General features: G+C 34.9%; 25 protein-coding genes. 2 read left to right on the top strand and 23 right to left on the bottom strand.

From position 1 onward, the window contains the following. The 12 genes from mtaB to HMPREF9083_RS05490 all read right to left on the bottom strand — a co-directional run bounded on the left by mtaB (nt 1) and on the right by HMPREF9083_RS05490 (nt 11886). Entirely contained in the window at nt 1–1338 is a 1338-nt protein-coding gene (gene mtaB, locus HMPREF9083_RS05545) for a tRNA (N(6)-L-threonylcarbamoyladenosine(37)-C(2))-methylthiotransferase MtaB (RefSeq protein WP_007556420.1), read from the bottom strand. Nucleotides 1339–1444: 106 nt separating this feature from the next. Next, complete coding sequence (gene dut / locus HMPREF9083_RS05540; RefSeq protein WP_007556419.1) at nt 1445–1894, bottom strand: dUTP diphosphatase; 450 nt, start codon at nt 1892–1894, stop codon at nt 1445–1447. Further along, the gene (locus HMPREF9083_RS05535) at nt 1884–3977 is read right to left on the bottom strand and encodes a polyribonucleotide nucleotidyltransferase (RefSeq protein ID WP_007556418.1); all 2094 of its coding nucleotides are present in this window, start codon (nt 3975–3977) and stop codon (nt 1884–1886) included. Before HMPREF9083_RS05535 ends, dut begins: the two co-directional genes overlap by 11 nt. A gap of 132 nt (nt 3978–4109) precedes the next feature. Continuing rightward, complete coding sequence (rpsI, locus tag HMPREF9083_RS05530) at nt 4110–4502, bottom strand: 30S ribosomal protein S9 (RefSeq protein ID WP_007554258.1); 393 nt, start codon at nt 4500–4502, stop codon at nt 4110–4112. 22 nt (nt 4503–4524) lie between these two features. Further along, a complete protein-coding gene (gene rplM / locus HMPREF9083_RS05525) occupies nt 4525–4965 on the bottom strand; it encodes a 50S ribosomal protein L13 (protein WP_035062734.1) in 441 nt (146 codons plus the stop codon). A gap of 163 nt (nt 4966–5128) precedes the next feature. Next, on the bottom strand, nt 5129–6970 hold the full coding sequence (ftsH, locus tag HMPREF9083_RS05520; RefSeq protein ID WP_007556416.1) for an ATP-dependent zinc metalloprotease FtsH: 1842 nt from the start codon (nt 6968–6970) through the stop codon (nt 5129–5131). Between the two features lie 80 nt (nt 6971–7050). After that, complete coding sequence (hpt, locus tag HMPREF9083_RS05515) at nt 7051–7596, bottom strand: hypoxanthine phosphoribosyltransferase (RefSeq protein WP_007556415.1); 546 nt, start codon at nt 7594–7596, stop codon at nt 7051–7053. 20 nt (nt 7597–7616) lie between these two features. Beyond that, nucleotides 7617–9017, bottom strand: a complete 1401-nt coding sequence (gene tilS / locus HMPREF9083_RS05510; protein ID WP_007556414.1) for a tRNA lysidine(34) synthetase TilS — start codon at nt 9015–9017, stop codon at nt 7617–7619. Nucleotides 9018–9062: 45 nt separating this feature from the next. Next, nucleotides 9063–9971: a Ppx/GppA phosphatase family protein gene (locus HMPREF9083_RS05505; RefSeq protein ID WP_007556412.1), complete on the bottom strand. Its 909-nt coding sequence runs from the start codon at nt 9969–9971 to the stop codon at nt 9063–9065. A 49-nt stretch (nt 9972–10020) separates the two neighbouring features. Next, a complete protein-coding gene (locus HMPREF9083_RS05500; RefSeq protein WP_007556411.1) occupies nt 10021–10536 on the bottom strand; it encodes a S1 RNA-binding domain-containing protein in 516 nt (171 codons plus the stop codon). A gap of 77 nt (nt 10537–10613) precedes the next feature. Next, a complete protein-coding gene (locus HMPREF9083_RS05495) occupies nt 10614–10922 on the bottom strand; it encodes an FtsB family cell division protein (RefSeq protein ID WP_007554179.1) in 309 nt (102 codons plus the stop codon). Next, nucleotides 10915–11886, bottom strand: coding sequence for a D-alanyl-D-alanine carboxypeptidase family protein (locus tag HMPREF9083_RS05490; protein ID WP_007556410.1), 972 nt, complete (start codon nt 11884–11886; stop codon nt 10915–10917). The genes HMPREF9083_RS05495 and HMPREF9083_RS05490 overlap by 8 nt, the downstream gene beginning before the upstream one ends. A 138-nt stretch (nt 11887–12024) precedes the next feature. Here HMPREF9083_RS05490 and HMPREF9083_RS05485 point away from each other — a divergent pair, with 138 nt between their 5' ends. Next, nucleotides 12025–12978: a DUF1858 domain-containing protein gene (locus HMPREF9083_RS05485; protein WP_007556409.1), complete on the top strand. Its 954-nt coding sequence runs from the start codon at nt 12025–12027 to the stop codon at nt 12976–12978. A 44-nt stretch (nt 12979–13022) separates the two neighbouring features. Here the strand turns inward: HMPREF9083_RS05485 and HMPREF9083_RS05480 are convergent, their stop codons facing one another. The 8 genes from HMPREF9083_RS05480 to HMPREF9083_RS05445 form a co-directional block, all read right to left on the bottom strand. After that, nucleotides 13023–13637, bottom strand: a complete 615-nt coding sequence (locus HMPREF9083_RS05480) for an ECF transporter S component (protein ID WP_007556408.1) — start codon at nt 13635–13637, stop codon at nt 13023–13025. Between the two features lie 105 nt (nt 13638–13742). Continuing rightward, complete coding sequence (locus tag HMPREF9083_RS05475; protein WP_007554160.1) at nt 13743–14993, bottom strand: DEAD/DEAH box helicase; 1251 nt, start codon at nt 14991–14993, stop codon at nt 13743–13745. A 190-nt stretch (nt 14994–15183) separates the two neighbouring features. Then, nucleotides 15184–17232, bottom strand: a complete 2049-nt coding sequence (glyS, locus tag HMPREF9083_RS05470; RefSeq protein ID WP_007556407.1) for a glycine--tRNA ligase subunit beta — start codon at nt 17230–17232, stop codon at nt 15184–15186. Further along, nucleotides 17225–18109: a glycine--tRNA ligase subunit alpha gene (gene glyQ / locus HMPREF9083_RS05465; protein ID WP_007554189.1), complete on the bottom strand. Its 885-nt coding sequence runs from the start codon at nt 18107–18109 to the stop codon at nt 17225–17227. Before glyQ ends, glyS begins: the two co-directional genes overlap by 8 nt. 561 nt (nt 18110–18670) lie before the next feature. Then, nucleotides 18671–19888, bottom strand: a complete 1218-nt coding sequence (locus HMPREF9083_RS05460; protein WP_001291561.1) for a tyrosine-type recombinase/integrase — start codon at nt 19886–19888, stop codon at nt 18671–18673. Between the two features lie 81 nt (nt 19889–19969). Beyond that, nucleotides 19970–20173, bottom strand: a complete 204-nt coding sequence (locus HMPREF9083_RS05455) for an excisionase (protein WP_000814511.1) — start codon at nt 20171–20173, stop codon at nt 19970–19972. Nucleotides 20174–20633: 460 nt separating this feature from the next. Continuing rightward, nucleotides 20634–20864 carry a helix-turn-helix domain-containing protein gene (locus HMPREF9083_RS05450; RefSeq protein WP_000857133.1) on the bottom strand — a complete coding sequence of 77 codons (231 nt, stop codon included), beginning with the start codon at nt 20862–20864 and terminating at the stop codon, nt 20634–20636. Further along, nucleotides 20861–21283 carry a sigma-70 family RNA polymerase sigma factor gene (locus HMPREF9083_RS05445; protein ID WP_000804885.1) on the bottom strand — a complete coding sequence of 141 codons (423 nt, stop codon included), beginning with the start codon at nt 21281–21283 and terminating at the stop codon, nt 20861–20863. The genes HMPREF9083_RS05450 and HMPREF9083_RS05445 overlap by 4 nt, the downstream gene beginning before the upstream one ends. Nucleotides 21284–21787: 504 nt before the next feature. On the opposite strand from HMPREF9083_RS05445, the gene HMPREF9083_RS05440 reads away from it, so the two are divergent. Then, nucleotides 21788–22141, top strand: coding sequence for a helix-turn-helix transcriptional regulator (locus tag HMPREF9083_RS05440; protein ID WP_001227347.1), 354 nt, complete (start codon nt 21788–21790; stop codon nt 22139–22141). 59 nt (nt 22142–22200) lie between these two features. Here HMPREF9083_RS05440 and HMPREF9083_RS05435 read toward each other — a convergent pair whose 3' ends face one another. The 3 genes from HMPREF9083_RS05435 to HMPREF9083_RS06800 form a co-directional block, all read right to left on the bottom strand. After that, entirely contained in the window at nt 22201–22368 is a 168-nt protein-coding gene (locus tag HMPREF9083_RS05435; RefSeq protein WP_000336323.1) for a cysteine-rich KTR domain-containing protein, read from the bottom strand. Between the two features lie 118 nt (nt 22369–22486). Continuing rightward, nucleotides 22487–24406, bottom strand: a complete 1920-nt coding sequence (gene tet(M) / locus HMPREF9083_RS05430; RefSeq protein ID WP_000691736.1) for a tetracycline resistance ribosomal protection protein Tet(M) — start codon at nt 24404–24406, stop codon at nt 22487–22489. A gap of 15 nt (nt 24407–24421) precedes the next feature. Beyond that, on the bottom strand, nt 24422–24468 hold a 47-nt coding region (locus tag HMPREF9083_RS06800; RefSeq protein WP_438940134.1), incomplete at its 5' end, for a hypothetical protein.

Below are 24468 nucleotides of genomic sequence, written 5' to 3'. Positions count from 1 at the left end.
TTAAACCTCCTCTATAACTCTACCTATAAGTCCCTCATCGGTAACTTCCTCTACAATAACGGAGTATAAATGTCCCCTTTTTACATTCTCCCCTTTTATAGTAACACGAATATACTCATCGGAAAATCCTTCAAAGTATTCTTCTTTCTTGTTTTCAGCCAATACATGTACAATTTTATTTAAAAATTCACATCTAAATTCTTTTGAAATCTTTTTTTCCAATTCTTGTACACGATGAACACGTTTTTTCTTTTCTTCATTAGTAATTTGATTGGGATACATTGCCGCCGGTGTTCCCGTACGCTTTGAAAAAGGAAATACGTGTATTGCGGAAAATTTCAATTCATGTAAAGTATTTAAAGTTTCTTTGAAATTTTCTTCAGTTTCTCCCGGAAATCCTACAATCAAATCTGTGGTAAGTGCCAAATTCGGGATTTTTTTCCTAAGCATAGCAATCAAATCTTTATATTGCCTAAGCCTATAATGCCTGTTCATACTTTTAAGTACCGCATCCGAACCTGACTGCAACGGCAAGTGCAAATGATGACAAACACGTTTTTCATTTTTTATGATATTTATCAATTCATCTGAAAGTTCTACAGATTCAATTGAGCCTAAACGTATTCTTAAAAGATTCGGAATTTTCAAAAGTTCAGATACCAATGTTGATAAAGATGTTCCATTTCTTAAATCTTTTCCGTAATTACCTAAATGTATTCCTGTTAAAACTACTTCTCTATAACCTTTTTCTACCAGTTTTTTGATTTCATCAACAGCATCTTCTTGTTTTCTTGATTTCAACCTTCCTCTTGCATACGGAATAATGCAAAAAGTGCAATAATTATCACACCCCTCTTGCACTTTTACAAATGCACGAGCTTTTACCTCGCCTTCCGGATCTACTGTCAAATTTTCATATTCACGTATTGACATTATATCCTTGACTGCATTTACCGTTTTTTCACTTTTTTCTGCTTCTTCTATATAATCTACTATTTTATTTCTGTTTTGATGCCCGACAATTACATCGACATCTCCCATTTTTTCCAATTCTTCCGGTGCAACTTGAGCATAACACCCTGTTGCGGCAATAACGGCATCAGGATTGTTTCTACGTATTTTACGTATAACCTGTCTTGATTTCCGATCACCTATACTTGTAACTGAGCAAGTATTTATAATATAAACATCGGCAACTTCAGAATGCTCGACAGGTTTATATCCTCTATGTATAAAAAGTGTACGCATAGCATCACTGTCATATTGATTTACCTTGCATCCCAATGTTATGAATGATACTTTTTTTGTGTTTTTACATTGTTCTCTTTCGTTAATCATTCTTATCTCACTTATTTCTACCAATTTATTCTATTAAAGTATATTATACTCAATTTCAGTATTAATTGCATTCAAAAAAGTTTCGGTTTTCACCGAAACTTTTTATTTATTTTCCTGTACTTCCGAATCCGCCTTTTCTAGTACTTTCTGAATTGTCGTTTTCAATTTTTAAATATTTTTGAAAAATTCCTTGTGCAATTCGTTCCCCTTTGGTTACGGAAAAATCAGTTTCACTTGTATTGTACAATGCAATCATAATATGCCCTTCATTTTCAGGATTATTATAATAATCTGCATCTATAATTCCTGTTGAATTCATCAATACAATTCCTTTTTTTATAGCAATACTTGAACGTATATGAATACTTAAGTACTCATCATTTCCCATATATGCTTTCAATCCTGTAGGAATTATTTTCATTTTTCCTTTTTCAATAACCGCATCAATCGCACTTTCAATATCATATCCTGCACTCGCAATTGTTTTACGTTCCGGCAATGAAATTGCTTTACCTTTCCATTCCGTTACAATTTCAAAACCGCGTTTATTGTTCATTTTTCTTCTCCTGAAGCAATGCCTTTCTAGATAAATTAATTCTTCCTTTATCATCGATTTCCATTACTTTTACCATGATTTCATCGCCTTCATGAACAACATCTTCTACTTTTTCTACACGTTTCAATGCCAATTGTGAAATATGCACCATTCCTTCTTGTCCCGGTAAAATTTCAACAAATACACCGAATTTCATCAAGCGTGTAACCTTACCGAGATATACTTCTCCCGGCTTAACTTCATGCGTTAACGACTCAACCATCTTCTTAGCTTTTTGCGCTGCTTCTTCATCAACTGAAGCAATATAAACTCTTCCGTCTTCTTCAACATCAATTTTTACACCGGTTTCGGTTATTATCTTGTTAATTGTTTTTCCTCCGGCACCGATTACATCACGAATTTTATCTACTGGAATTCTAAGTGTAATAATTTTTGGTGCATATGGTGACAAATGTTCTGCAGGTTTTGAAATACATTCTGCAATTTTCCCTAAAATAAACATTCTACCCTTATGTGCCTGTTTCAATGCCGCCATCAAAATTTCACGTGACAATCCATGAATTTTTATATCCATTTGAATTGCAGTAATACCTTTTGCAGTACCTGCCACTTTGAAGTCCATATCTCCCAGAGCATCTTCCATACCCTGAATATCTGTCAAAATTGTAAAATGCTCACCTTCATTTACAAGTCCCATTGCTATTCCGGCTACCGGTGCATGTATCGGAACACCTGCATTCATAAGCGACATTGTACTTCCGCAAACAGATGCTTGTGATGACGATCCGTTTGATTCCAAAATTTCCGAAACTACACGTATAGCATACGGAAATTCATCTACTGACGGAATAACCGGTTCCAATGCACGTTCAGCCAATGCTCCATGCCCGATTTCACGACGTCCCGGTCCCCTTGAACTCTTAGTTTCTCCTACACAATATGAAGGGAAATTATATTGGTGAATATAACGCTTTTCATTTACCAATGTTAAATCATCAATAATTTGAGTTTCATTCATCGGTGCCAATGTTGTAATTGTCAACGCTTGAGTTTGACCGCGAGTAAATAAAGCTGAACCGTGTGTTCTCGGAATCATACCTACTTCACAGGTAATAGGACGAATTTCATCCAATGCTCTTCCATCCGGACGAATTTTATCTACAGAAATCATTTTTCTTACAATAGATTTGGTCAAATGATCCAAACAAGTAATTACATCGGATTCATTATCCGGATAAATTTCTTTAAAATGATTTTCAGCTTCTTTTCTTACTTCTTCCATATGAGCTTCTCTTGTAAGCTTATCGGGATTGAAAATTGCTTCTCTCAAATTGTTTTCAGCATATTCATAAATAGCTTTTTCTATTTCTTCGGGTATTTCTGAAAAAACCAATTCTTTCTTTTGCTTGCCTACTTTTTCAATTATTTTTTTCTGAAATTCAACAAGTTGTTTTATTACGGTGTGAGCATACATAATTGCATCAAGAACTTCTTCCTCCGATGCTTCTTTTGCTCCGCCTTCAACCATCAAAATAGCTGTTTCAGAACCTGCTACTGTAATATTCATCGTAGAGCGTTCCAACTGTTCTTGAGTTGGATTTACAACAAACTCACCATCAACTTTACCGACTCTGACACCCGCTACCGGACCGTCCCAAGGAATATCTGAAATCGCAATTGAAGCAGATGCTCCAAGTAATCCGCACAATTCCGGTGCATTATCATAATCAACCGAAAGAACCGTTGCAACTACGTGAACGTCATGTCTACATCTTTTATCAAATAATGGACGAATAGGACGATCGATAAGTCGTGCATTTAAAACGGCAGAATTACCCGGACGTCCTTCTCTTCTGAGAAATCCTCCAGGCATCTTACCTACTGAATACATTTTTTCTTCATAATCTACCGTAAGCGGAAAGAAATCTGTTCCTTCACGCGGTTCCTTACTCCATGTTGTCGCTACAAGAACAACAGTGTCTCCATATCTAACCAATACTGATCCGCTTGCCTGTTTTGCCATCTTGCCTGTTTCAATAATTAATGGACGGCCTGCAAGTTCCATTTGAAATGTTTCGAACATTTCTCGTCCTCCTCTGTCTTTTAACCTTCTATATTTACATACAATACATTATACAATTTTTTTTTTAGAAATGCACTAAATATATATTCTGAAAAATTAAAAAGCCGGATAATCCGGCTTTTATTACAAATATTAACGTTTTGAGAACTGGCTTGCTTTTCTTGCTTTTTTAAGACCGTATTTCTTACGTTCTTTCATTCTCGGGTCACGAGTAAGCAATCCTGCACTCTTAAGAACTTTTCTGTAGTCTGCATCTACTTCCAAAAGAGCACGACTGATTCCGTGTCTGATTGCACCTGCCTGACCTGTATGTCCACCGCCTTTTACACTTACGATAACATCATATGCCGATGTTGTTCCTGTCAATTCAAGCGGCTGTTTAACAATCAATTCCAATGTCTGAAGACCGAAGTAGTCATCCATGGAACGACGATTTATTGTAATATTTCCTTGACCCGGTACCAGACGGACTCTGGCAACGGATGTTTTTCTACGACCTGTACCGTAGTAAATAGCTTCTGCCATAATTTTTTCCTTCCTTTCCGGGTTAGCGAATATCAAAAACTAATTCTTCAGGTTTCTGTGCTGCATGCGGATGTTCACTGCCCGCATAAACTTTCAACTTGCGGAACATCTGATCACCTAATTTGTTCTTTGGCAACATACCTCTGATTGCATGTTCAAGAACCCAAACCGGCTTCTTACGAAGAGCTTCACCTGCTTTTGTAAATTTATCTCCACCCGGGTATCCGGAATAATGGAAATATTCCTTTTTCAATGCCTTCTTGCCTGTCAATACAACTTTTTCTGCATTAATTACAATTACAAAATCACCTGTATCTACATGTGGTGTAAAAGTAACTTTATTTTTTCCCCGAAGGACTTCTGCGACTCCTGCTGCCAATCGGCCGAGCGTCTTGCCTTCAGCATCAACAATATACCATTTGCGAGTAATATTTCCCGCATTGGCCATAAAAGTAGTTTTCATTTCTTTTCCTCCTAAAACTGAACGCAAGATTTTATCCTTCCTCCGGGGCTAGTGGGTTCCGGACAAATCTCACAAGGAGTATTATAACTTTTTACAATACTCATGTCAAGTTTTAATAAAAGTATTTTCAAAGCAAAAAGCCTGTTGCGGCTTTTTGACTTTATCAATTATCATCGCTTTCAAGTATAAGCATCGGTTCTTCACCGGGTGCGTAAATTGAATGATACTTGAATAAGTTTTCAACTTGTTGTTTGTTTATAGTTTCTTCTTCAAGTAAAGCTTTTGCCATTGCGTGTAATACTTCGATATTTTCATTTAAAATTCTCATAGTATCGTTAAGTGCATCCATAAGATATTTATGCATTTCTTCATCAATGGCGGAAGCTACGTCTTCTCCGTAATTTCTTTCGGATCCGAGCTGTTTTCCTAAAAAGATTTGCTCTTGATGTTCTCCGAAAATCATCGGTCCGAGTCTTTCACTCATACCCCATTCCATAACCATTTTTCTCAAAATTGCCGTAACTTGCTGCAAATCTCCGGACGCTCCGCTTGATATTTCGTTAAATATTATTTGTTCGGCACAACGTCCTCCCAAAGCTACACGTAATTTTGCGAGTAAATGAGCTTTCGTTATGAATGAACGTTCTTCATGCGGAAGCATCATTGTATATCCGCCTGCTTGTCCACGTGGAACAATTGTAACCTTATGAACGGGATCAGCATCTTTAAGTACTGTTGCCATAATAGCATGTCCCGATTCATGATATGCTGTAAGTCTGCGTTCTTCTTCACTGACTTTATGACTTCTTCTTTCAGGACCATAGGCTACTTTTTCACTGGCTTCTTCCAAGTCTTGCATGGTTATAAGTTTTCGATTTGTTCTTGCTGCTAAAAGTGCTGCTTCATTCAGCAAATTGGCCAAATCGGCACCTGTAAATCCCGGAACTTTTTTAGCAATCGTTTCAAGATTTATATCTTTATCCAAAGGTTTATTTCTTGCATGAACTTTTAATATCGCAACTCTTCCGCGTAAATCCGGTTTTCCTACAATAACTCGTCTGTCAAATCTGCCCGGACGAAGTAATGCAGGATCCAATATATCCGGTCTGTTTGTTGCTGCGATAGTAATTATACCTTCATTAATACCGAACCCGTCCATTTCTACGAGAAGTTGATTGAGTGTCTGTTCACGCTCATCGTGACCGCCGCCCAAACCTGAACCTCTTTGACGACCTACGGCATCAATTTCATCTATAAAAAGAATACACGGTGCATTTTTCTTGGCTTGTGCAAATAAATCACGTACACGTGATGCACCCACACCTACAAACATTTCTACAAAATCGGAACCCGATATTGAAAAGAAAGGAACTCTAGCCTCACCGGCAACAGCTCTTGCAAGAAGTGTTTTACCCGTTCCCGGAGGTCCTACTAAAAGTACACCTTTAGGAATTTTTGCACCTATATCGGTATATCTTCCGGGATTTCTCAGAAAATCTACCACTTCGGCAAGTTCTTCCTTCGCTTCATCTGCACCTGCAACATCTTTAAAAGTAACGTGTATCTTACCTTCGCCTGCCATTTTGGCTTTTGATTTACCAAATGTCATTACTCTTCCGCCGCCTTGAGTCTGATTCATAATCCAGAACCAAACTACAACGAGAATTACAATGGGAAGTACAGAAGATAACAAACTCATCCACCATGCAGGTTGTTCCGGTGGTTTAACATTTATAGCAACTTCAGACTTAGTTAATTTCGGTAAAAGCATCGGATCATTATCCGGTGCATAAGTCGAAAAAACTGTACCGTCTTTCAATTTGCCTGTAATAGAATTTTCCGTCATCACTACAGAAGACACATTCTTATTGTCTACTTGAGAAATAAAATCGCTATATGCAATTTCAGAATGTTTTTGCTGAGGATGTACAAAAGTATTGAATATGGACACCGCAACTATAATAATTAATACGTAAAGTGCCACATTTTTAGCAAACTTATTCAATATTTTCCTCCTTTTGCTATTAGTATATTTTAAATTTATGTTAACAGTTATTCTAACACAAATTTACTTATTTAATCAAATTAAATGTGTTCAAAAACACTCGGATATAATGTACAAATATACGGCAAATTTCTATATTTTTCCGCATAATCACATCCATATCCTACTATAAATTCATCAGGTATTTCAAATCCTACATATTTTGTAAAAACTTCTTTTTGTCTACGTTCTTTTTTATCAAGACACACAGCAATTTCTACGGATTCCGCTCCTCTTTCGCAAAAAATATTTTTTAAAGCTGCCATAGTAATACCTGTATCTATAATATCTTCGACAATTATTACATGTTTGCCTTTTATATCACTGTCAATATCTTTTTTTATTTGTACTTCTCCGCTGGATACAGTTCCTGCACCGTAACTTGATACGCAAATAGTATCTATTGAAACAGGTAAATGTATCTGTCGCATCAAATCACATAAAAACGGCATTGCACCTTTAAGAACACCTACAAGTATTACATCTTTATCTTCATAATCTTTTGTTATTTGCGCACCAATTTCTTCTGTGCGTCTTTTTAATTGTTCTTCAGTAATCAAAATTTCCTTAATGTCGCTTTTCAACATTTTTTATAACTCTCTCCTGTTCATTTTATTAAGGTAACCACCAAAAAATCGGTCGTTTTATCTGTTACACGAGCCTCTTTGCTTCCTCTGCAAAACGGAATCCAATAAATATTGTTTTCATCTGCAAGAAGCGGCCATGTTTTTCTGTCCGCCGAATCAATCCTTAAAGACTGCATACATTTTACAATTTTTTGAGTTCCGTCAATACCGTTAGGACTGAACATATCTCCGTTCTTTTTATATCTGAGCTTCAATTTACCTACTTTATCGGCATCAAGAACGTATTGATTACGAAGTACAACCTCAGGCTTCGACGTGGTTCTATATTCATATAATGAATATTTTCCCAATTCACAAATCTTTTTTGACTTTTCAACGCACTGTTTCATTATATCAGCATATGATTGATTTAGGAAAATATTTTTCATATATTCTTCATATCTATAATCAATATTACCGATAATTTTAAATGATTTTAAATTTCTTGTATTCCCTTCCGTAAATATACAGTATCCTTTTTCTATTTTTAAAAGCATGTTCGATGAAGAAGTTATATTTCCTGTTTTCCCGGAATATATCAACTCACGAAATCTCTCTACAGAAATATAATCAAGGGTATAGTGCTCATTATTATACTCCGAAAAAATATATCTTATAATTCTTCTTTGTAAAGCAGGCATTACAAATTTAAATTCTTCAGTATTCAATACCGTAAATCCATGTTCTTTTTTTATATGTTTTTTTGCAAAGTTTAAAACTTCCGCTCTTATGTATTCATCTTCATCTTGCATTATGGCTGCCGTTCTGCATATTGTATTTACAATATTGGGATTATATTTTTTTAAATAAGGAATAAGCTGCAGTCGTATTTTGTTTCTTGTAACATCCGGAATATCATTTGTTTTATCATGTGCCGGTATATAAGGAAATTCATCTATATACGCTTGAATTTCTTTTTTTGTTACAGCTAAAAACGGTCGTATAAAATATTCTCTTTTAGGAAGCATTCCGGATAATCCTGTCATACCTCCCCCTCTGATCAGACGATGAATAACGGTTTCAGCTTGATCGTCAGAATGATGTGCCAATGCAATTTTAGTATATTTATATTTTGTAAAGATTTCTTTTAATGCTTCGTATCTAAGTTCTCTTGCTGCAGTTTCACATGATTTATTGCTTTCTTCTTGTCTTTCTTTTACATTTATATCGATAACTTTACAATCTATTCCCAATTCTTCACAAATTTTATTTACATAAATAACTTCTTCCGCACTTTCTTTTCTGAGATGATGATCTATAGTACAACATCCTATAGAAAACCCTTCACTACTTTTAAGTTCATTCATCGCAAGTAATAAACCCAAGGAGTCAGGTCCTCCGGATACTGCAAGTAAAATTTTATCTTTTTTTGTCCATAGCATTTTATCATCTGCAAATTTTTTTACTTTTTTAAAAACTTATTTTTATCATTCATTTTCTTTATGTTTTAAAATATCCGCTTCAAGCAGTCCTTCCAATAAATCTTTATCACTTACAATAAATTCACTCAATGCAAAATATTCCATTAAACTGTCTATTATTACACTTCCAGCAACTATTATATCCGCACGTTCTTCAGGTATCCCCTTCAATGCACATCTTTCTTCATGAGACATTCGAGAAAGTTCTTTTGAAAGACGTTGAACATCTTCTTGCTTAAGGATGCAACCTTGTATTTTTTCCGAATCATAAATTTCCATTTCCAATAAAATAGATGCCATAGATGTTGCTGTACCTCCTACGGCAATCCATCTTTTAACGGAAGCTATACTATCGGCACTCTTGAATAATGAAAAACAGTGCTTTTTCAATTCTCCTATACCGCGTGCGGTTGTCATATCAAAAGCACAGGAATCACGTACACATCCCAAATTGAAGCTATAACGGCAATCAACTTCCGCACCTAAACCTACACAAATTTCGGTAGATCCTCCTCCGACATCTACAACGGCTGTAACTGCCGAAGAATTTCCCGATGCACCTATATAACTGTAATATGCTTCATCTTTTCCGGATAAAACAGTAACGGGAATTCCTGTAGATTTTTTTATTTCATCTGAAAAATCTTTTCCGTTTTGAGCATCTCTCATAATTGATGTTCCATATATAAATATGTTTTCCGAATTTTGTTTTTTGGAAATATCTATAAACTCCTCTACTGCCATTTTGGTACGTTTTCTTGCACTGTCCAAAATGACGGCATTATCGGACATTCCTTCTCCAAGTCGTGTACTGTTCAATCGTTTATCTAAAGTTTCCCATTCGTTTCCGTCTTTTTTTTCTGCTATTAGCATGCGGACCGAATTGGTTCCTACATCAATTATTGTTTTCTTCATCTGTATTCCTCCAACAAAGAAAAAAGAGCATCTGAGACGCTCTTTACAGTTAATCGGATCTGCGACCGCCCCGGCCACCTCGTTTTGATTCTACATTACGTTTCAAATCCAATAATCGTTCATCACTTTCTTTTAAAAATTTACTTATTTTATCTTCAAATGACGTTATATCTTCACGTTTACGTTCAGCTTGAAATGAACGAGAATTTTGAGCATTTCCCGATTTCCGATATGCATGGGTTCCTTTTGCGGATAAATTGTTTTCATGGTGAAAATTTTTATATTCACTTGATTTATTCCCTTTTTCATAACTTTTCTTATGCTCAGGATTTGATTGTGCTTGCTTTATTGACAAAGCAAATTTGTTATGATTATCAATTGAAATTATTTTTACCTTTACTTCATCTCCGACTTTCAAGAATTCATTAACATCTTCAACATATTCGTGTGCAATTTCCGAAATATGTACCAAACCGGTTTTCCCTTCTCCCAAATCTACAAATGCTCCGAATTTTACTATTCCGCTTACTTTTCCTTCTACAATACTACCCACTTCTAAAGCCATGAAAAAATAACGTCCCCCTTAATCAACAGTTTTTTTTATTATACGAAAAAACACATACAAGTGCAAACATCACTATACTACCTTACATAAGGAAGTTCGCCTTTTTTTACAAGTCCCAATTCATCTCTTGCTTTTTGCTCAATTTTTGAGGAATCGTTAAGTTCCTCTTTTCTTTTTTCCAAATCCTGTTTCTCTGCATTTAACTTTTCTTTTTCTTGCTTCAATTCTATTTCCAAAACTTTTATTTCATAAAAACGATATACATTTTGTACAACCGTAAAAAGAGCAATTATAACTGCTAAAACAAAAATTATACGTAACAAAGGGCTATGTGGAAATAAACGCTTCAAGATAGGTTGTTTTTTATTTTTTCTCATTTTATTCATTCCCCATTATCCTATTTACCACTTTGTAAACAAAAGGTTCTTCACGCATGGCTTTTTCATACATTTCTTCATTTTTTATGGCATCAAAACCGTAATCCAACAATTTTTTTACATCTTCCCACCTGTTTTCGTCATTATATATGGAAACTACAACAAGATGACCTTCACGTTCTGCAGATGCAACTAAACAATCTCCCGCAGCTTCTGTCATTCCGGTTTTAATTCCGTTGGCACCTTCATATCCGCTTTCCAAAAATTCATTTCTGTTTTCTATTCTTCTGATTGTTCCGTCTCTATATGTCATCATATGGAAAGGTTCTTTAACTATTTTCCTGAAATTTTGATTTTTCATTGCATATACTGCAATTTTTGCCATATCGCTTGCTGTTGTATAATGATTTTTATCCGTTAATCCGTTTGCATTTACAAAATTTGAATTTACAGCACCTATATTTTTTGCTTTTGCATTCATCAACTTAATAAATGTTTCATAATCTCCGCCCACAGTTTCAGCCACGGACACTGCCGCATCATTTCCTGAAACAAGCATCATTCCGTAAAGCAATTCTTGTAAAGATATGGGTAAATCGGGTTTCAATCCCAAACATGTTCCGTCCTGCTTTGTTGCATTTGGTGTAATCAATGCATTATCATTTAATTTATCGTGACCTTCTTCAAGTGCAATTATACAAGTAAGTATTTTGGTAGTGCTTGCCGGATAGACTCGCAATTCTGAATCTTTCCCACCTAAAAATTTTCCGGTATTTCCATCTGCAATCGCAACCGAAACCGCATCTACTTGAGGTAAAACTTTCATTTGAGGCTTCTGCGGGGGCGGAGGAGTTATTTTTATCAGAACGGCTATTGCCGCTATAACCGTTATAAGCAAGATTATTATTATTTTCAATACTGTTTTTTTCTTCTTATTTTCATGTTTTTTTGTTATAATATTTATTTCATTCATTATATATCCTTATTCAATTTTGTCATTTTTTTATTTTTTTCGTTTTTAATTGTATCATTTTTATTCAATTTAGTATAATTGAATTGATATTCTTATCAACACAATATTTATTAAAATTTATTTTAAAAGGAGTTTTTTATGACAGTCGATAATTTAAGCTTCTCTCTTGAGATTGACTTTATCCCAGACTTGGAAGAAGGTCGTGCAGACTTCAAAAAGCGTATGAAAGAAGTTGCAGCAAAACATGATTGTACATTTACACTTGATAAAAAATTCAGACCTGTTATATCCGGACTGTCAAAAGACGATGTTGAAAAAATTCTTTCGGAAATAGGACTTTCAGCATTCGGTTCATGGCCTTCATGTATTTTGACTTGTACAATCAATTCGCCGTTACCTATGTATTCTGTAGGTATGTCCGACGGTTGGGATATATATACCGGTGCAAAAACATTTTTTGCTTTCGCACAATTTCCTACAGATGCCGTTCAAATAATTTTGAAAGCATGCACGTACTACCTTGAACATGAAAATTATCAAACAATGGACGAATTTATTGCTGAAACAGGTTATGACAAATTCAGGGATATCGTTTTGGAAACCGAATCCGATATTCCGGTTTCCAGCGGTTCTTCATCCACAAACAGTTATTTGGATCCTAACCTTCCGGCTTTGTCTCCCGGAGATTTTATTCGTCCGGAACATAACATAATGCAAGTTATAGAAGTTTATCCCGATATGGGTCCGTTCCTTTTGGAATATGGAATGTCTTGTGTCGGTTGCTTTGTTTCTTATGATGAAAATGTATGGCAAGCTGCACAGGCACATGGATTGGATGTATTTGAAATTTTAGGTGAAATGAATGAATTTATAGCTGATAAATATAATAAGCCTCTTCTTACGGAAAATACTCCTATGGAAGAAATTCTTACACTTTATCCTCAACTGCTTTCTATTTTCCAATCACATAAAATAGATATGCCTTCAGATATGCAAACACCTATAGGAAAACTTTGTGAGAAATCCGGTGTGGATTTGAAAAAACTTATTGAAGAATGTGATGAAAGATTAAGAAACGGCAGTGAATTCTAAAAAAATGCAACTTTTGTTTTTCAAAAGTTGCATTTTTATTTTTATTAATTTTTTATTGCTTTTTTCAAAGCTTTTATAATCGGAGTAACTATTAAACCTGACAATAAAGCTTCCGGAATTCCGTTCATTGCCACTATACCTGTCAAAAGTGAAAATGTTGTACTTATCGGTATACCTTTTGCCAAAGAATAAGTTTGACCGATTAAAACAAACCATGTTCCTAAAAATAATACTGTATTTGTAACTGTACCCAATACCGCTGCAAGGCAAATACGAACCGTTTCATTTCCTTTGAAATATTTATAAACCGTCCATACCGCAACACATATACACATACGAGGCACAATACATATAAATGCATCATAAATAATACTTTCAGTTAATGCAAACTGCAATAAAAGACTTGGGGCTCGAATACTCTGTATAAATGAAAACAGTCCGAACAAAAATCCTACTGCAACACCTACTTTCGGACCTCCTACCAAGGTACCTATTATCGTAGGTATATGCAAAACGGTTGCATTCATAAAAACCAACGGTACAAATCCATATCCGGTCAATCCCAAAAATATCGTCAATCCCGACAATATCGCAGATATTGTCAATTGTCTGACACTGAAAAAATGTTTCTGCTTATTTACAATACATGTTTTTTCCATAAGATCCTCCGCTCTCGTTCTTTTAAAAAGATACAAGTCGTAATAAAACTTACTCTTATTCAATTGTCCGATTCTTAAAAGATACCGGCATTAGTGAATATAAAATTATAAAGTTTTCTTTCTTCTCTGACGCATGTTTCTGCCCTTGTGTCCAAGCGCTTTATGTTCTTTTTTCTTTGTAGGCTTGTACATCCCCGGCGTCACAACACGTCTTTTAGGTTTCGCTTGTCTTACTTTTTTTACTCGACCCCTTTCATCATATCTTGTCAATGTTTCATGAATACTTTTTTCAAGTTTTCTCAACATAACTGCATCTTTGGGCGTTACATATGTAATGGCCATCCCTTTAGTTCCGGCTCTTCCTGTACGACCTATTCTATGAACATAATATTTTAAATCTGTAGGTATATCATAGTTGAATACATGTGTCACACCTTCTACATCAAGACCCCTTGCGGCTATATCCGATGCAACCAAAACTTGTATTGCAGCTTTTGAAAATTGTCTGATTACATGATTTCTTTGCCCCTGTGTCATATCTCCATGCAATTGATCTACAACCATATGTGTTGCTCTATATACTTCGCCTGCAAGTTCGTAAGCACCTTCACGTGTATTACAAAAAACAACTGCCATATAAGGATTCATTTCTTTCAAATGTTTAACAAGTAATTTCAATTTACCTGCCTCTGTTGTTTCGTAAATTCTTTGTTCTACAGTTGATGCGACTTCTTTTTCAGATACATCCGCTATAAGAGGAGCTTTTACATATTTTCTCGCCAATTTTTTAGACTCTTCGGTAATTGTTGCAGAAAGCATAAGAATTTGACGCTTTTTAGGAGTCATATCAATCAATATTTCTATATCTTCCCTGAATCCTGCTGCAAGCATTTGATCCGCTTCGTCCAAAACGACTGTTTTTACTTGTGTCAAATCTATAGTATTTTTTCTTATATGATCGATTAAACGTCCGGGTGTACCGACAATAATATGTGGATTTCTTTTTAATTTTTGTATTTGATTTTCTATAGTTCTTCCACCGATAACACCTACACTGTCGACATTCAGCAATTTTGAAAAATCTGATAATACATCATAAATTTGTCTGGACAATTCTCTTGTCGGTGCCATAATAATAACTTGCGTACTTGAACTTTCTTTTTTTATACGTTGTACCAGAGGAAGCAAGTAAGCCAAAGTTTTTCCTGTACCGGTCTGAGCACGACCTATAATATTTCTTCCTTTAAAAATTGCAGGAATAACTTCTTTCTGTATGGGCATAGGATTTATAATCCCTCTTTTTTTCAAATATTCTGATATTTCAGGAATTATACCCAATGAAACAAATCCGCTCATATATCCTCCTGTTTATAATTAATTTCAATTGTTTTTGATATTATAACATATAAATTTTATAATTCATTTTATTGTTTATATTATTTATTCAATGTTATCTTTTATATTTTTAATTTTTAAATACATTGTTATCCTATCATAAAAAATATTATTCCGTAAAAAAAGAAAGAGCAATTTGCTCTTTCTTTTCTTATACCAACTTACTGAAGTCTCCCCACATTTTATAAAGATTCAAAACCTCAATAAGTAATGAAATTCTGTTATTTTTTACATCTTCATTTTCAACCATAACCATGACTGAGTCCAAAAATGCATTTATGTATTTAACCAAATTTTTCAAAGGTTCAAACATTTTTATATATTCATGAGCTTCACATTCTGCTTTTAATTTATCGGCAATTTCGATGTACGCTTTATAAAGTTCTTTTTCTTCATTTGCTTCGAATAAACTTTCTTGAATTTTTACCGGATTTTTATCTTTTGTTATGTGTGAAAGTCTTGTTACTACTTGTCTGAGTTCTATTTCTTCTTTCACATTCATCTCTATAACCGCATTTGCTTTTCTAAACACTGAATAAATATCGGTCATATCATCGGATACCGCATCTACAATATCATAATCTATTTTCAAATCCGACATTATAACTTTCACTCTTTGACGTATAAACTCCAAAATTTGCAAAAGCACTTTGTTCTTTTGTTTTTCATCATCGGATAATAAGTCCAATGCTTTTTTTATTCCGCTTGTAATATCCCAGTGTATTTTTCCGTCATTAAGTATATTTACAATTCCGATTGTCTGACGTCTTAATGCAAACGGATCTTGTGAACCAGTAGGTATAAGTCCTCTTAAAAACGTTGCAGTTAAATTATCCAATTTATCTGCCAGTGACAATGCACGTCCTATATTGCTTTTCGGTAAAACATCTCCTGAAAATCTTGGAAGATATTGTTCAAATATCGCATTTGCAACGGTTTCTTTTTCGTTATCCAAAAGCGCATATTCTTTACCCATTTCTCCTTGAAGTTCAGTGAATTCCGTTACCATATGTGTAGCAAGATCTGATTTGGATAAATAAGATGCTCGTTTCAAATCTTTTGCTTCTTCATCGGAAAGTTTCCATTCTTTTGCAAATAATTCCGTCAAAGCGCTTAAACGATTTGCTTTATCAAGCATGGTTCCCATTCCTTCTTGATAATTTATTCGTTTAAGATTTTCTCTGAAATTTTCTAAAGATTTTTTTCTGTCTTCATCGAAGAAAAACTGTGCATCTTCCAATCTCGCACGAAGTACACGCTCGTTTCCTACTTTTACATTCTCAAGAGATTGCGTTCCACCGTTTCTAACAGTAAGAAAATACGGCATGAGCTTACCGTTTTTATTTCTCAACGGATAATAACGTTGATGATCACGCATGGGTGTTACAACTGCCGGTACAGGAAGTTGTAAAAACTTTTCATCAATTTTCCCGTACAATGCTGTAGGATATTCTACTAAATAATTTATTTCTTCAAGTAATCCTTTATTTTCCCACAAAATCCCGTTAAGCTTTTCGGAAACTTTTTTCAACCCTTCTATAATCATTTGTCTGCGTTCATCTTGATCTACTATTACAAATGATTTTTTCATCGTTTCTTTATAACTTTCGGCATTTTTTATTTCTACATGATCACTTGCAAGGAAACGATGACCTCTGCTTATATTTCCGCTCTTTACATGTGCAAATTCTACCGGAATTATTTCTTCATCACACATTGCAACCAACCAACGTATAGGTCTTATAAATCTTTCTTTTTCAGTTCCCCAATTCATGCTTCTTGAGAAATTAAGATTTGAAATTAAATTTTTGAATATAACAGGCAATACTTCTTGAATCTTTTTACCTTTGTTTGTAATATTCGCCCAAGTATATTCGCCTTCTTTTTCTATTTTTTCTATATCTACTTTTTGTGATTTGGCAAATCCTTGTAATGCACGTGTAGGATTTCCTTCTTTATCAAAAGCGGCTTTTATTGAAGGTCCGCGCTTTCTTAAATTTTCATCTGATTGTATTTCCGAGCTTTTTTCGATTATTACTGCCAATCTTCTCGGTGTTGCATATACTTTTACATCGTCAAAAGATAATCTTGCATTTTTCATTTCAATATTTGCAAGTTGATTTAATTGTTCTACAAGTCCCGGCATAATTTTCGCAGGCATTTCTTCCGTTCCTATTTCAAGCAATAAATTTTTACTCATGTTCTTCACATCCTTTCAACATCGGAAATCCCAATTCTTTTCGTTTTTCATAATATGCTTTTGCACATAATCTTGCCATTGCACGTACTCTCCCTATATATTCAGTACGTTCCGACAAGGAAATGGCACCTGCAGCATCGAGCAAATTGAAAGTGTGCGAGCATTTCAATACATAATCATATGCCGGAAGTACATATCCTTTTTCTATAACGGCTTTTGCTTCTTTTTCATACATATCAAAAAGAGAGAATAACATTTCATGATTTGAAAGTTCATAACTGTATACGGATTGTTCATATTCATTTTCATGCCAAATATCTCCGTAGGTTATTCCTTCTGTCCACACCAAATCGTATACATTGTCTTTTTCTTGAATATACATTGCAATTCGTTCAAGACCGTAAGTTATTTCTACCGATACCGGATTCGCATCTATACCCCCGATTTGTTGGAAATATGTAAACTGCGTAATTTCCATTCCGTCAAGCCATACTTCCCAACCCATTCCCCATGCACCGAGTGTAGGAGATTCCCAATTATCTTCTACAAATCTTATATCATGGTCTTTAGGAGATATTCCCAAAACTTCCAAACTTTCAAGATACATTTCCTGAATATTTTCCGGTGAAGGCTTCATAATTACTTGAAATTGATGATGTTGATATAAACGATTCGGATTTTCTCCATATCTTCCGTCATCAGGTCTGCGTGACGGTTCTACATATGCAACATTCCAAGGTTCCGGCCCTATAGTTCTTAAAAAAGTAGCCGGATTCATTGTACCTGCACCTTTTTCTACATCATAAGGTTGCTCCAATATACATCCTTTTTCGGACCAGAATTTTTGAAGATTAAAAATAATTTCCTGAAATGTCATTTCATTCCTCCTTAAATTATTTCCAAATATAAAATCCCTGTAACATCAATGTTACAGGGACGAGATTACCCGCGGTTCCACCCTAATTGGTATTATACCCACCTTAATTTATTATTGCCCTACTCCATTCAGGCAACAGCTCCAAAACGCCTTCGGCACTTTTCAGGTTCACACTCTTCCTGAATCACTTTTATGTGCTTACTACTTTTTTTCATCGCCATAATTTTCTTAATATTAACAAATAAAATTTAAATTGTAAAGAAAAAAATCTGCAATTTGCAACAATACATGCATTACATGTATAATAGCTTCTGAATACTATTATATTTTTTATTTATATTTATGCAGAATATATAAATGTTTTATTTTATATATTCTTTTTCTTTGAAACAAAGTATAAATTTCTAATTATCTTTTTATATTTTCTTAAATGCTCGTAAAGCCTTATTCTATGTGCTTTCGAGTATTTTTACTGTAGGAAGATACTTCACGTTTCTTTGCATATTTCCTCATGTCTTAGCTGTCAGAAGTGGTAAATAAGTAGTAAATTCATTTGTACTACTAAGCAACAAGACGCTCCTGTTGCTTCTCTTTATTCAAGCGTTTCATTTCTGCCATTGCAGAATCGAATGTTGCATGTGCGTAATAGTTCAGCGTCATGGCTATATTAGCATGTCCCATAATGTACTGTAATGCCTTTGGATTCATTCCTGCATTTGCATAGTTGGTACAGAATGTATGTCGCAAACTATGTGGAGTGATGTGTGGCAATTTATCCTCGTTATACTTATTGTATTTCTTAACAAGACCTTTCATCATGCCGTTGTAATCACTTGCCACTTTTGGATAGTTCTTTCTATTAAGAAAGAGGAAATCACTATATCCATCAATCTCAACACGCTTATCATTCTTTCGATTCGCTAACACTCGCTTAAATGCTTGATAGGCTTCTTCAACCATAGGAACTTGACGTTCGCCACTTTTGGTCTTTGGTGTTTCAATGTAGTACCCAATTTCAGTATCTCTCAATAGCTGATGGTCTATATTGACAAGACGATTCTCAAAATCTAAATCTGGAAGTGTCAAACCACCAAACTCTGAAATACGAAGACCTGTTTTTAAGAGTATCAGAATTTCATCATAATTTTTGCTGTAGGTTTTATCAGCTTTTGCAAAGGCTAACAGTTTTTCTTCCTGTTCTTCTGTTAGTACGGTCTTAGGGACAGTATCATCATCAAGAACTGCTTTCAGTTGAAAGTCAAATGGATTCTTCCGAACACAATCATCTTGTATAGCAATATAGAATGAAGCCTTTAAAGAACGTTTGTAGTTATTGATGGTTTGATAAGCATAACCATTTTCACTCATTCTAATAGCCCATTCTTTAGCGTCTGATGGCTTAATACTGTCAATACTTCTTACACCTAACTTGTCTTTCTTCAAAATATCCATAAGATATTTGCGTCCAGTTTCAGTGTTTTTTCTAACCTTTGGTCTTTGAGCGTTCTGTTTTGCGTAAAGCTGGCAGAGTGTCATTTTCTTTCCTACAACATCAATACCATCATGAATGTCTTTCTGTAACTCTGCGATTTTCTCTCTAAGTGAGATACAATCACGCTTTCCTGCTGGTACTCGGTCTGTAGCCACAAGTTTCCACGAGTAAACAAATTGCGGTTCTCCAAATGAATCTATATATTTGTATAAGTATCTTCCGTCTTTTCGTTGGCTCTCTCCAGTCTTTAAGATTCGACCTTTATTGTCACGTCTTTTTTCTGACATGGCATTTGCTCCTTTCCTTTATGGAAAGAGCCTTGATACGACTTAATACTATTTAATCATATACAAGACCCTTTGGCGACGCTAGATTGCGTCCAATGTATCTATAATTTTTTCAAATTGTTTTCGTTTAATCTGAATACGATTGCCATTCATAATCAGCCAATTTGCATTTTTATTTTCCTCTGCCAAGCGTCGTAGCTTGTTTTCGCCAATACGAAAATATTTTGACGCTTCTTCAATGGTTAGGGTATAACGTTCCCAAATAGGAATGTCAGTCTGCTTCATAAAATCCTCCTTTCCAAATCACTTATTTGGATTTCATAAAAGTTGTTTTACCAGCAATCGAACAGCTTTAGCAAAGCTCACGGGAGTTCCACCCCTGCATGGTTCTCATGTAGCCATACTCATTGCCTGCGACGGTTTTATCACGCTCGGACTATTGACTGTATGGGAGTATCATTATCACGATAAGAATGTCGTTGCAGGCAATCCTGCTAAAGATTGCTTCTCGGATCACTAACATGAATCGCTCGCTATCTTTATAAGATAGGTCATGGCGGTTAGTTCCGTTGGCTCTTTTCTTATCGAAACGTATTCGATTACTTTTATTCAGTTTTCAAAGAACAATGGCTCGTTAGCCTATCAAAACACATTGAAAGCTCAATATGCTTTGGTGGAATAACAAACCTCCCTGTTCGGGAAGCGTGGAATGGTTTAGCACGCTTCCACGAAAGGAGAGAGGATATTACTTAATTTCAAATGACAAAATCTTTGTAATCAGTCTGGTTTCCATTCTTCCACGTAAGACTTCATCAACGACCATACTTTGATTGCCATATTCATCTTTCATAAGTCGTAGGGAACGCTTCGTTATGTACCCTCTGTAATGATGTAGAATCTGGTTAATCGCTTCGGTATCGCCATCTGTTGCCTTTACAATGAGAGGAAAGGGAATCATAGGATATTGTGTTTTCATTCTTCAAATTCCTCCATAAACTTTTTAATTAAGGCTAGTCCACTGGTTCTATGCCGATAGACAGTAGAACGGTTCAATTTCAACAGGTCTGCAATTTCTGAATCGCTCATGTCCATAAAGTAAAACAGCAGTAGAATTTCACGTTTCTTGTCTGGCAACTCACGTAATGCTTCACTCAACAAATCATTTTCAACGCCTACTGATAACCCATTGAGTGTAAAAATCTGAAAGTCAGTTGAATAGTTATCTGTTGTCGCAAACTGGCTAACAAGATAATCGCCAACATCCGAAAAGGACACCTCACGCTTTGCAATCCTTGAAAGATAAAGCATATAATTCTTTCGCTCGTCTTCCATAGCACGTTTACAGATATAGTCAAACTGATTTTCTATTGTGGTCTGAAAAGAAGATGGTTTCATGTTTCTCACCCCCTTTCTGTCTAGGAAAGGAAGTGAGCCTTGCTCGTTTATCTCCTTTCACTCTTAGTCCCAATGTGAAAGGGGGATTTGTTGCATTACTGATAAATAAACTTTGTAAAAAAGTTCTGAATAGCCAAAAAAGCATATAAACAGATTTATTTCTCTGTTTACATGCTTCTGTTATTCTATCTATATGATTTATAAAACCACATTGGTGGACGTACTTATCTATTGCAGATAGACGACTTTTTTTGACAAGAACCCAATGTAAGGAAATTTATTGTATATGATGTACTTCATGGCGACGTTGACCTCCAACAAACCGCCATTTGGAAGTAATATACAATATTTTAACAGCGTAAATAGCACTACCATATAACGGTTTTTTTTATTGGCGTTTAGTAGTGCTTTTTATTAAATATAAACCTATAAACCATATAACACGTTTTTCTATACCTGTTTTTAATTCAGTAGGAACAATAAAATGTATAGAGGTGGTCTACTATGCGTAAAAAAGAAGATAAATATGATTTTAGAGCCTTTGGTTTAGCCATTAAAGAAGCTCGATTGAAACGAGGTTTAACTCGTGAACAAGTGGGAGCATTGATTGAAATTGACCCACGGTACTTAACTAATATTGAAAATAAAGGGCAACACCCCAGCATACAAGTTCTTTATGACCTTGTATCGTTACTTCATGTTTCCGTTGATGAATTTTTCTTACCTGCTAATAACTTGGTAAAAAGCACCCGACGATTACAGATAGAGAAATACATGGATAGCTTTACAGACAAAGAACTATCCTTAATGGAATCTTTAGCCAGCGGTATCAACGAAGCAAGAAACATCGAAGACTAATTAAAAGAATCCATACATAACGGAAAGAGCCGATAAAATGAGATTGTATTAATCTCATTTTATCGGCTCTGCGTCTTTGCGTCTGGCTCTGTAATCACAGTTACTTTGAACTGCTTTATTTCAATTAAATTTTCTTGTCTGCATTTCGGACAATAGAGGGGGAATTTTTTTAATTCAGTATCTTCCCTTATCTTTAATCGTGTTTTATTTCCACATACAGGACACAATATCCACTTGTAGTTTATAATAACTATCTCCTCCTTTACACTTTAATTCAAATCTTTATTAAAAAATATTTCATCTTATTTAACAAGAAACCATATTTATATAACAACATAAAATACACTAAGTTATTTTATTGAACATATATCGTACTTTATCTATCCGACTATTTGGACGACGGGGCTGGCAAACAGGTTCACCGGTAGTAACATGGTACCCTTTTAACTCTGTTAAACAAACACTACGTCCATTTGTAAAGAAAGTTAAATCACTACGATATTCTTGAATACACCGAGCAGGGATTTCTCCACTAAGAATGACCTCATTATTTTTCAATTGAGTGTCTACGATGTTCGCACAATATTTAGGAGCATCGTTGTATGCTCGTGAAAGATATTCCTGTGGCGCATAAATTTTAAAACTAAGATATGGCTCTAACAATTCTGTTCCAGCTTTTTTTAAGACTTGTTCCAATACAATAGGAGCAAGCATCCGAAAATCTGCTGGGGTACTAACAGGGCTATAGTATAAGCCATACTTAAAACAGATTTTACAGTCCGTCACATTCCAACCATATAATCCTTGTTCGCAACCATAGCGTATCCCTTCCATAACTGCATTTTGAAATGATTGATTTAAGTATCCAAGAGAAACCGAGCTCTCATACTGCATTCCACTTCCCAACGGAAGCGGTGATACAGATAAACCAATGGAAGCCCAGAAAGGATTTGGCGGCACTTCGATGTGAATGGTATATTCTGCATTTTTTAACGGTCTCTCCATATAAATGACTGTAGGCTCTTTTAGTTCTATCTCCACATGATACTTTTCTTGCAACAGTGCACTAATCACTTCCATTTGTACTTTCCCTAAGAAAGAAAGTATAATTTCATGTGTCGTAGAATCCACGTAATATCGTAGAAGCGGATCACTATCTGAGATTTCCAAAAGGGCATCAAGCAACATTTCTCTCTGTTCAGGTTTACTCGGTTCAACAGTTGTTTGTAGTAGAGGGTGCGGATTTTCAATCTTTTTTCTCTGTGGCAATAGTTTTGTATCTCCAAGAACACTATTTAACTTCAAAAACTCATTTTGCAAAATAACAATTTCTCCAGAATAAGCTCTATCAATCTTACATAATTCACCATTTATTGAAGTATACATTTCTGTAACTTTTATTTTTTCTTTTTCTGATACTCTAACCGAATCTCGTAAATGTAGTACTCCACTATAAAGGCGTATATATGCAAGACGTTGTCTTTTTTTTGTATATTCAATTTTGAAAACATTTCCGCAAAGTTCAGACGGACCTCGATGTGTTGATGAATAAAATTTATTAGTAATAACTTCTATAAGGTTATCAATCCCTATATTACTTTTTGCACTTCCATGATAAAGAGGGAACAGAGAACAATTCTGAAATCTTATGCTTTCCTCTTGTTCGAGTTCCAATGCTTCTAATGATTTACCGGACATATATTTCTCTAAAAGGTCATCGTTTCCCTCTATTACCGTATCCCATTGTTCAGATTCGGTAAAGTTCGTCACACACATATTAGGATACAGTTCTACCTTCTGTTTGATTACAATTTCGGCAGAAAGTTTCTCTTTAATATCCTGATAAACCGTTGATAAATCAATTCCATTTTGGTCAATCTTATTGATAAAAAAGATTGTGGGAATCCCCATTTTCCTAAGTGCATGAAATAATATACGAGTTTGTGCTTGTACGCCATCTTTTGCAGAAATCAGTAGAATTGCCCCATCTAAAACTGATAATGAACGATATACTTCTGCTAAGAAATCCATATGTCCTGGCGTGTCTATGATGTTCACCTTCGTATTTTCCCACTGAAAAGAGGTTATTCCTGTCTGAATTGTAATTCCTCTCTGACGTTCTAAAAGCGTATTATCCGTCCTCGTTGTACCTTTGTCCACGCTTCCTAATTCTGTAATCGCTCCACTGTTATATAATAAGCTTTCTGTTAAGGTAGTTTTTCCTGCATCAACATGAGCTAAAACTCCAATATTAATAATTTTCATGTGATTTTCCTCCATTCAAAAACCCAAAAGGGCATAAAAATCCCAGTGATAAATACTTTTAT

Origin of the sequence: Dialister micraerophilus DSM 19965, assembly GCF_000194985.1 — a bacterium.
Classification (GTDB): Bacteria; Bacillota; Negativicutes; order Veillonellales; family Dialisteraceae; genus Dialister; species Dialister micraerophilus.
This window is presented reverse-complemented; position numbering and strand designations above follow the sequence as displayed.

Coding starts and splice junctions, on each gene's coding strand:
- mtaB (WP_007556420.1), bottom strand. CDS start 1,338: ATGATTAACGAAAGAGAACAATGTAAAAACACAAAAAAAGTATCATTC.
- dut (WP_007556419.1), bottom strand. CDS start 1,894: ATGAACAATAAACGCGGTTTTGAAATTGTAACGGAATGGAAAGGTAAA.
- HMPREF9083_RS05535 (WP_007556418.1), bottom strand. CDS start 3,977: ATGTTCGAAACATTTCAAATGGAACTTGCAGGCCGTCCATTAATTATT.
- rpsI (WP_007554258.1), bottom strand. CDS start 4,502: ATGGCAGAAGCTATTTACTACGGTACAGGTCGTAGAAAAACATCCGTT.
- rplM (WP_035062734.1), bottom strand. CDS start 4,965: ATGAAAACTACTTTTATGGCCAATGCGGGAAATATTACTCGCAAATGG.
- hpt (WP_007556415.1), bottom strand. CDS start 7,596: ATGTTGAAAAGCGACATTAAGGAAATTTTGATTACTGAAGAACAATTA.
- tilS (WP_007556414.1), bottom strand. CDS start 9,017: ATGCTATGGACAAAAAAAGATAAAATTTTACTTGCAGTATCCGGAGGA.
- HMPREF9083_RS05505 (WP_007556412.1), bottom strand. CDS start 9,971: ATGAAGAAAACAATAATTGATGTAGGAACCAATTCGGTCCGCATGCTA.
- HMPREF9083_RS05500 (WP_007556411.1), bottom strand. CDS start 10,536: ATGGCTTTAGAAGTGGGTAGTATTGTAGAAGGAAAAGTAAGCGGAATA.
- HMPREF9083_RS05495 (WP_007554179.1), bottom strand. CDS start 10,922: ATGAATAAAATGAGAAAAAATAAAAAACAACCTATCTTGAAGCGTTTA.
- HMPREF9083_RS05490 (WP_007556410.1), bottom strand. CDS start 11,886: ATGAATGAAATAAATATTATAACAAAAAAACATGAAAATAAGAAGAAA.
- HMPREF9083_RS05485 (WP_007556409.1), top strand. CDS start 12,025: ATGACAGTCGATAATTTAAGCTTCTCTCTTGAGATTGACTTTATCCCA.
- HMPREF9083_RS05480 (WP_007556408.1), bottom strand. CDS start 13,637: ATGGAAAAAACATGTATTGTAAATAAGCAGAAACATTTTTTCAGTGTC.
- HMPREF9083_RS05475 (WP_007554160.1), bottom strand. CDS start 14,993: ATGAGCGGATTTGTTTCATTGGGTATAATTCCTGAAATATCAGAATAT.
- glyS (WP_007556407.1), bottom strand. CDS start 17,232: ATGAGTAAAAATTTATTGCTTGAAATAGGAACGGAAGAAATGCCTGCG.
- glyQ (WP_007554189.1), bottom strand. CDS start 18,109: ATGACATTTCAGGAAATTATTTTTAATCTTCAAAAATTCTGGTCCGAA.
- HMPREF9083_RS05460 (WP_001291561.1), bottom strand. CDS start 19,888: ATGTCAGAAAAAAGACGTGACAATAAAGGTCGAATCTTAAAGACTGGA.
- HMPREF9083_RS05455 (WP_000814511.1), bottom strand. CDS start 20,173: ATGAAGCAGACTGACATTCCTATTTGGGAACGTTATACCCTAACCATT.
- HMPREF9083_RS05450 (WP_000857133.1), bottom strand. CDS start 20,864: ATGAAAACACAATATCCTATGATTCCCTTTCCTCTCATTGTAAAGGCA.
- HMPREF9083_RS05445 (WP_000804885.1), bottom strand. CDS start 21,283: ATGAAACCATCTTCTTTTCAGACCACAATAGAAAATCAGTTTGACTAT.
- HMPREF9083_RS05440 (WP_001227347.1), top strand. CDS start 21,788: ATGCGTAAAAAAGAAGATAAATATGATTTTAGAGCCTTTGGTTTAGCC.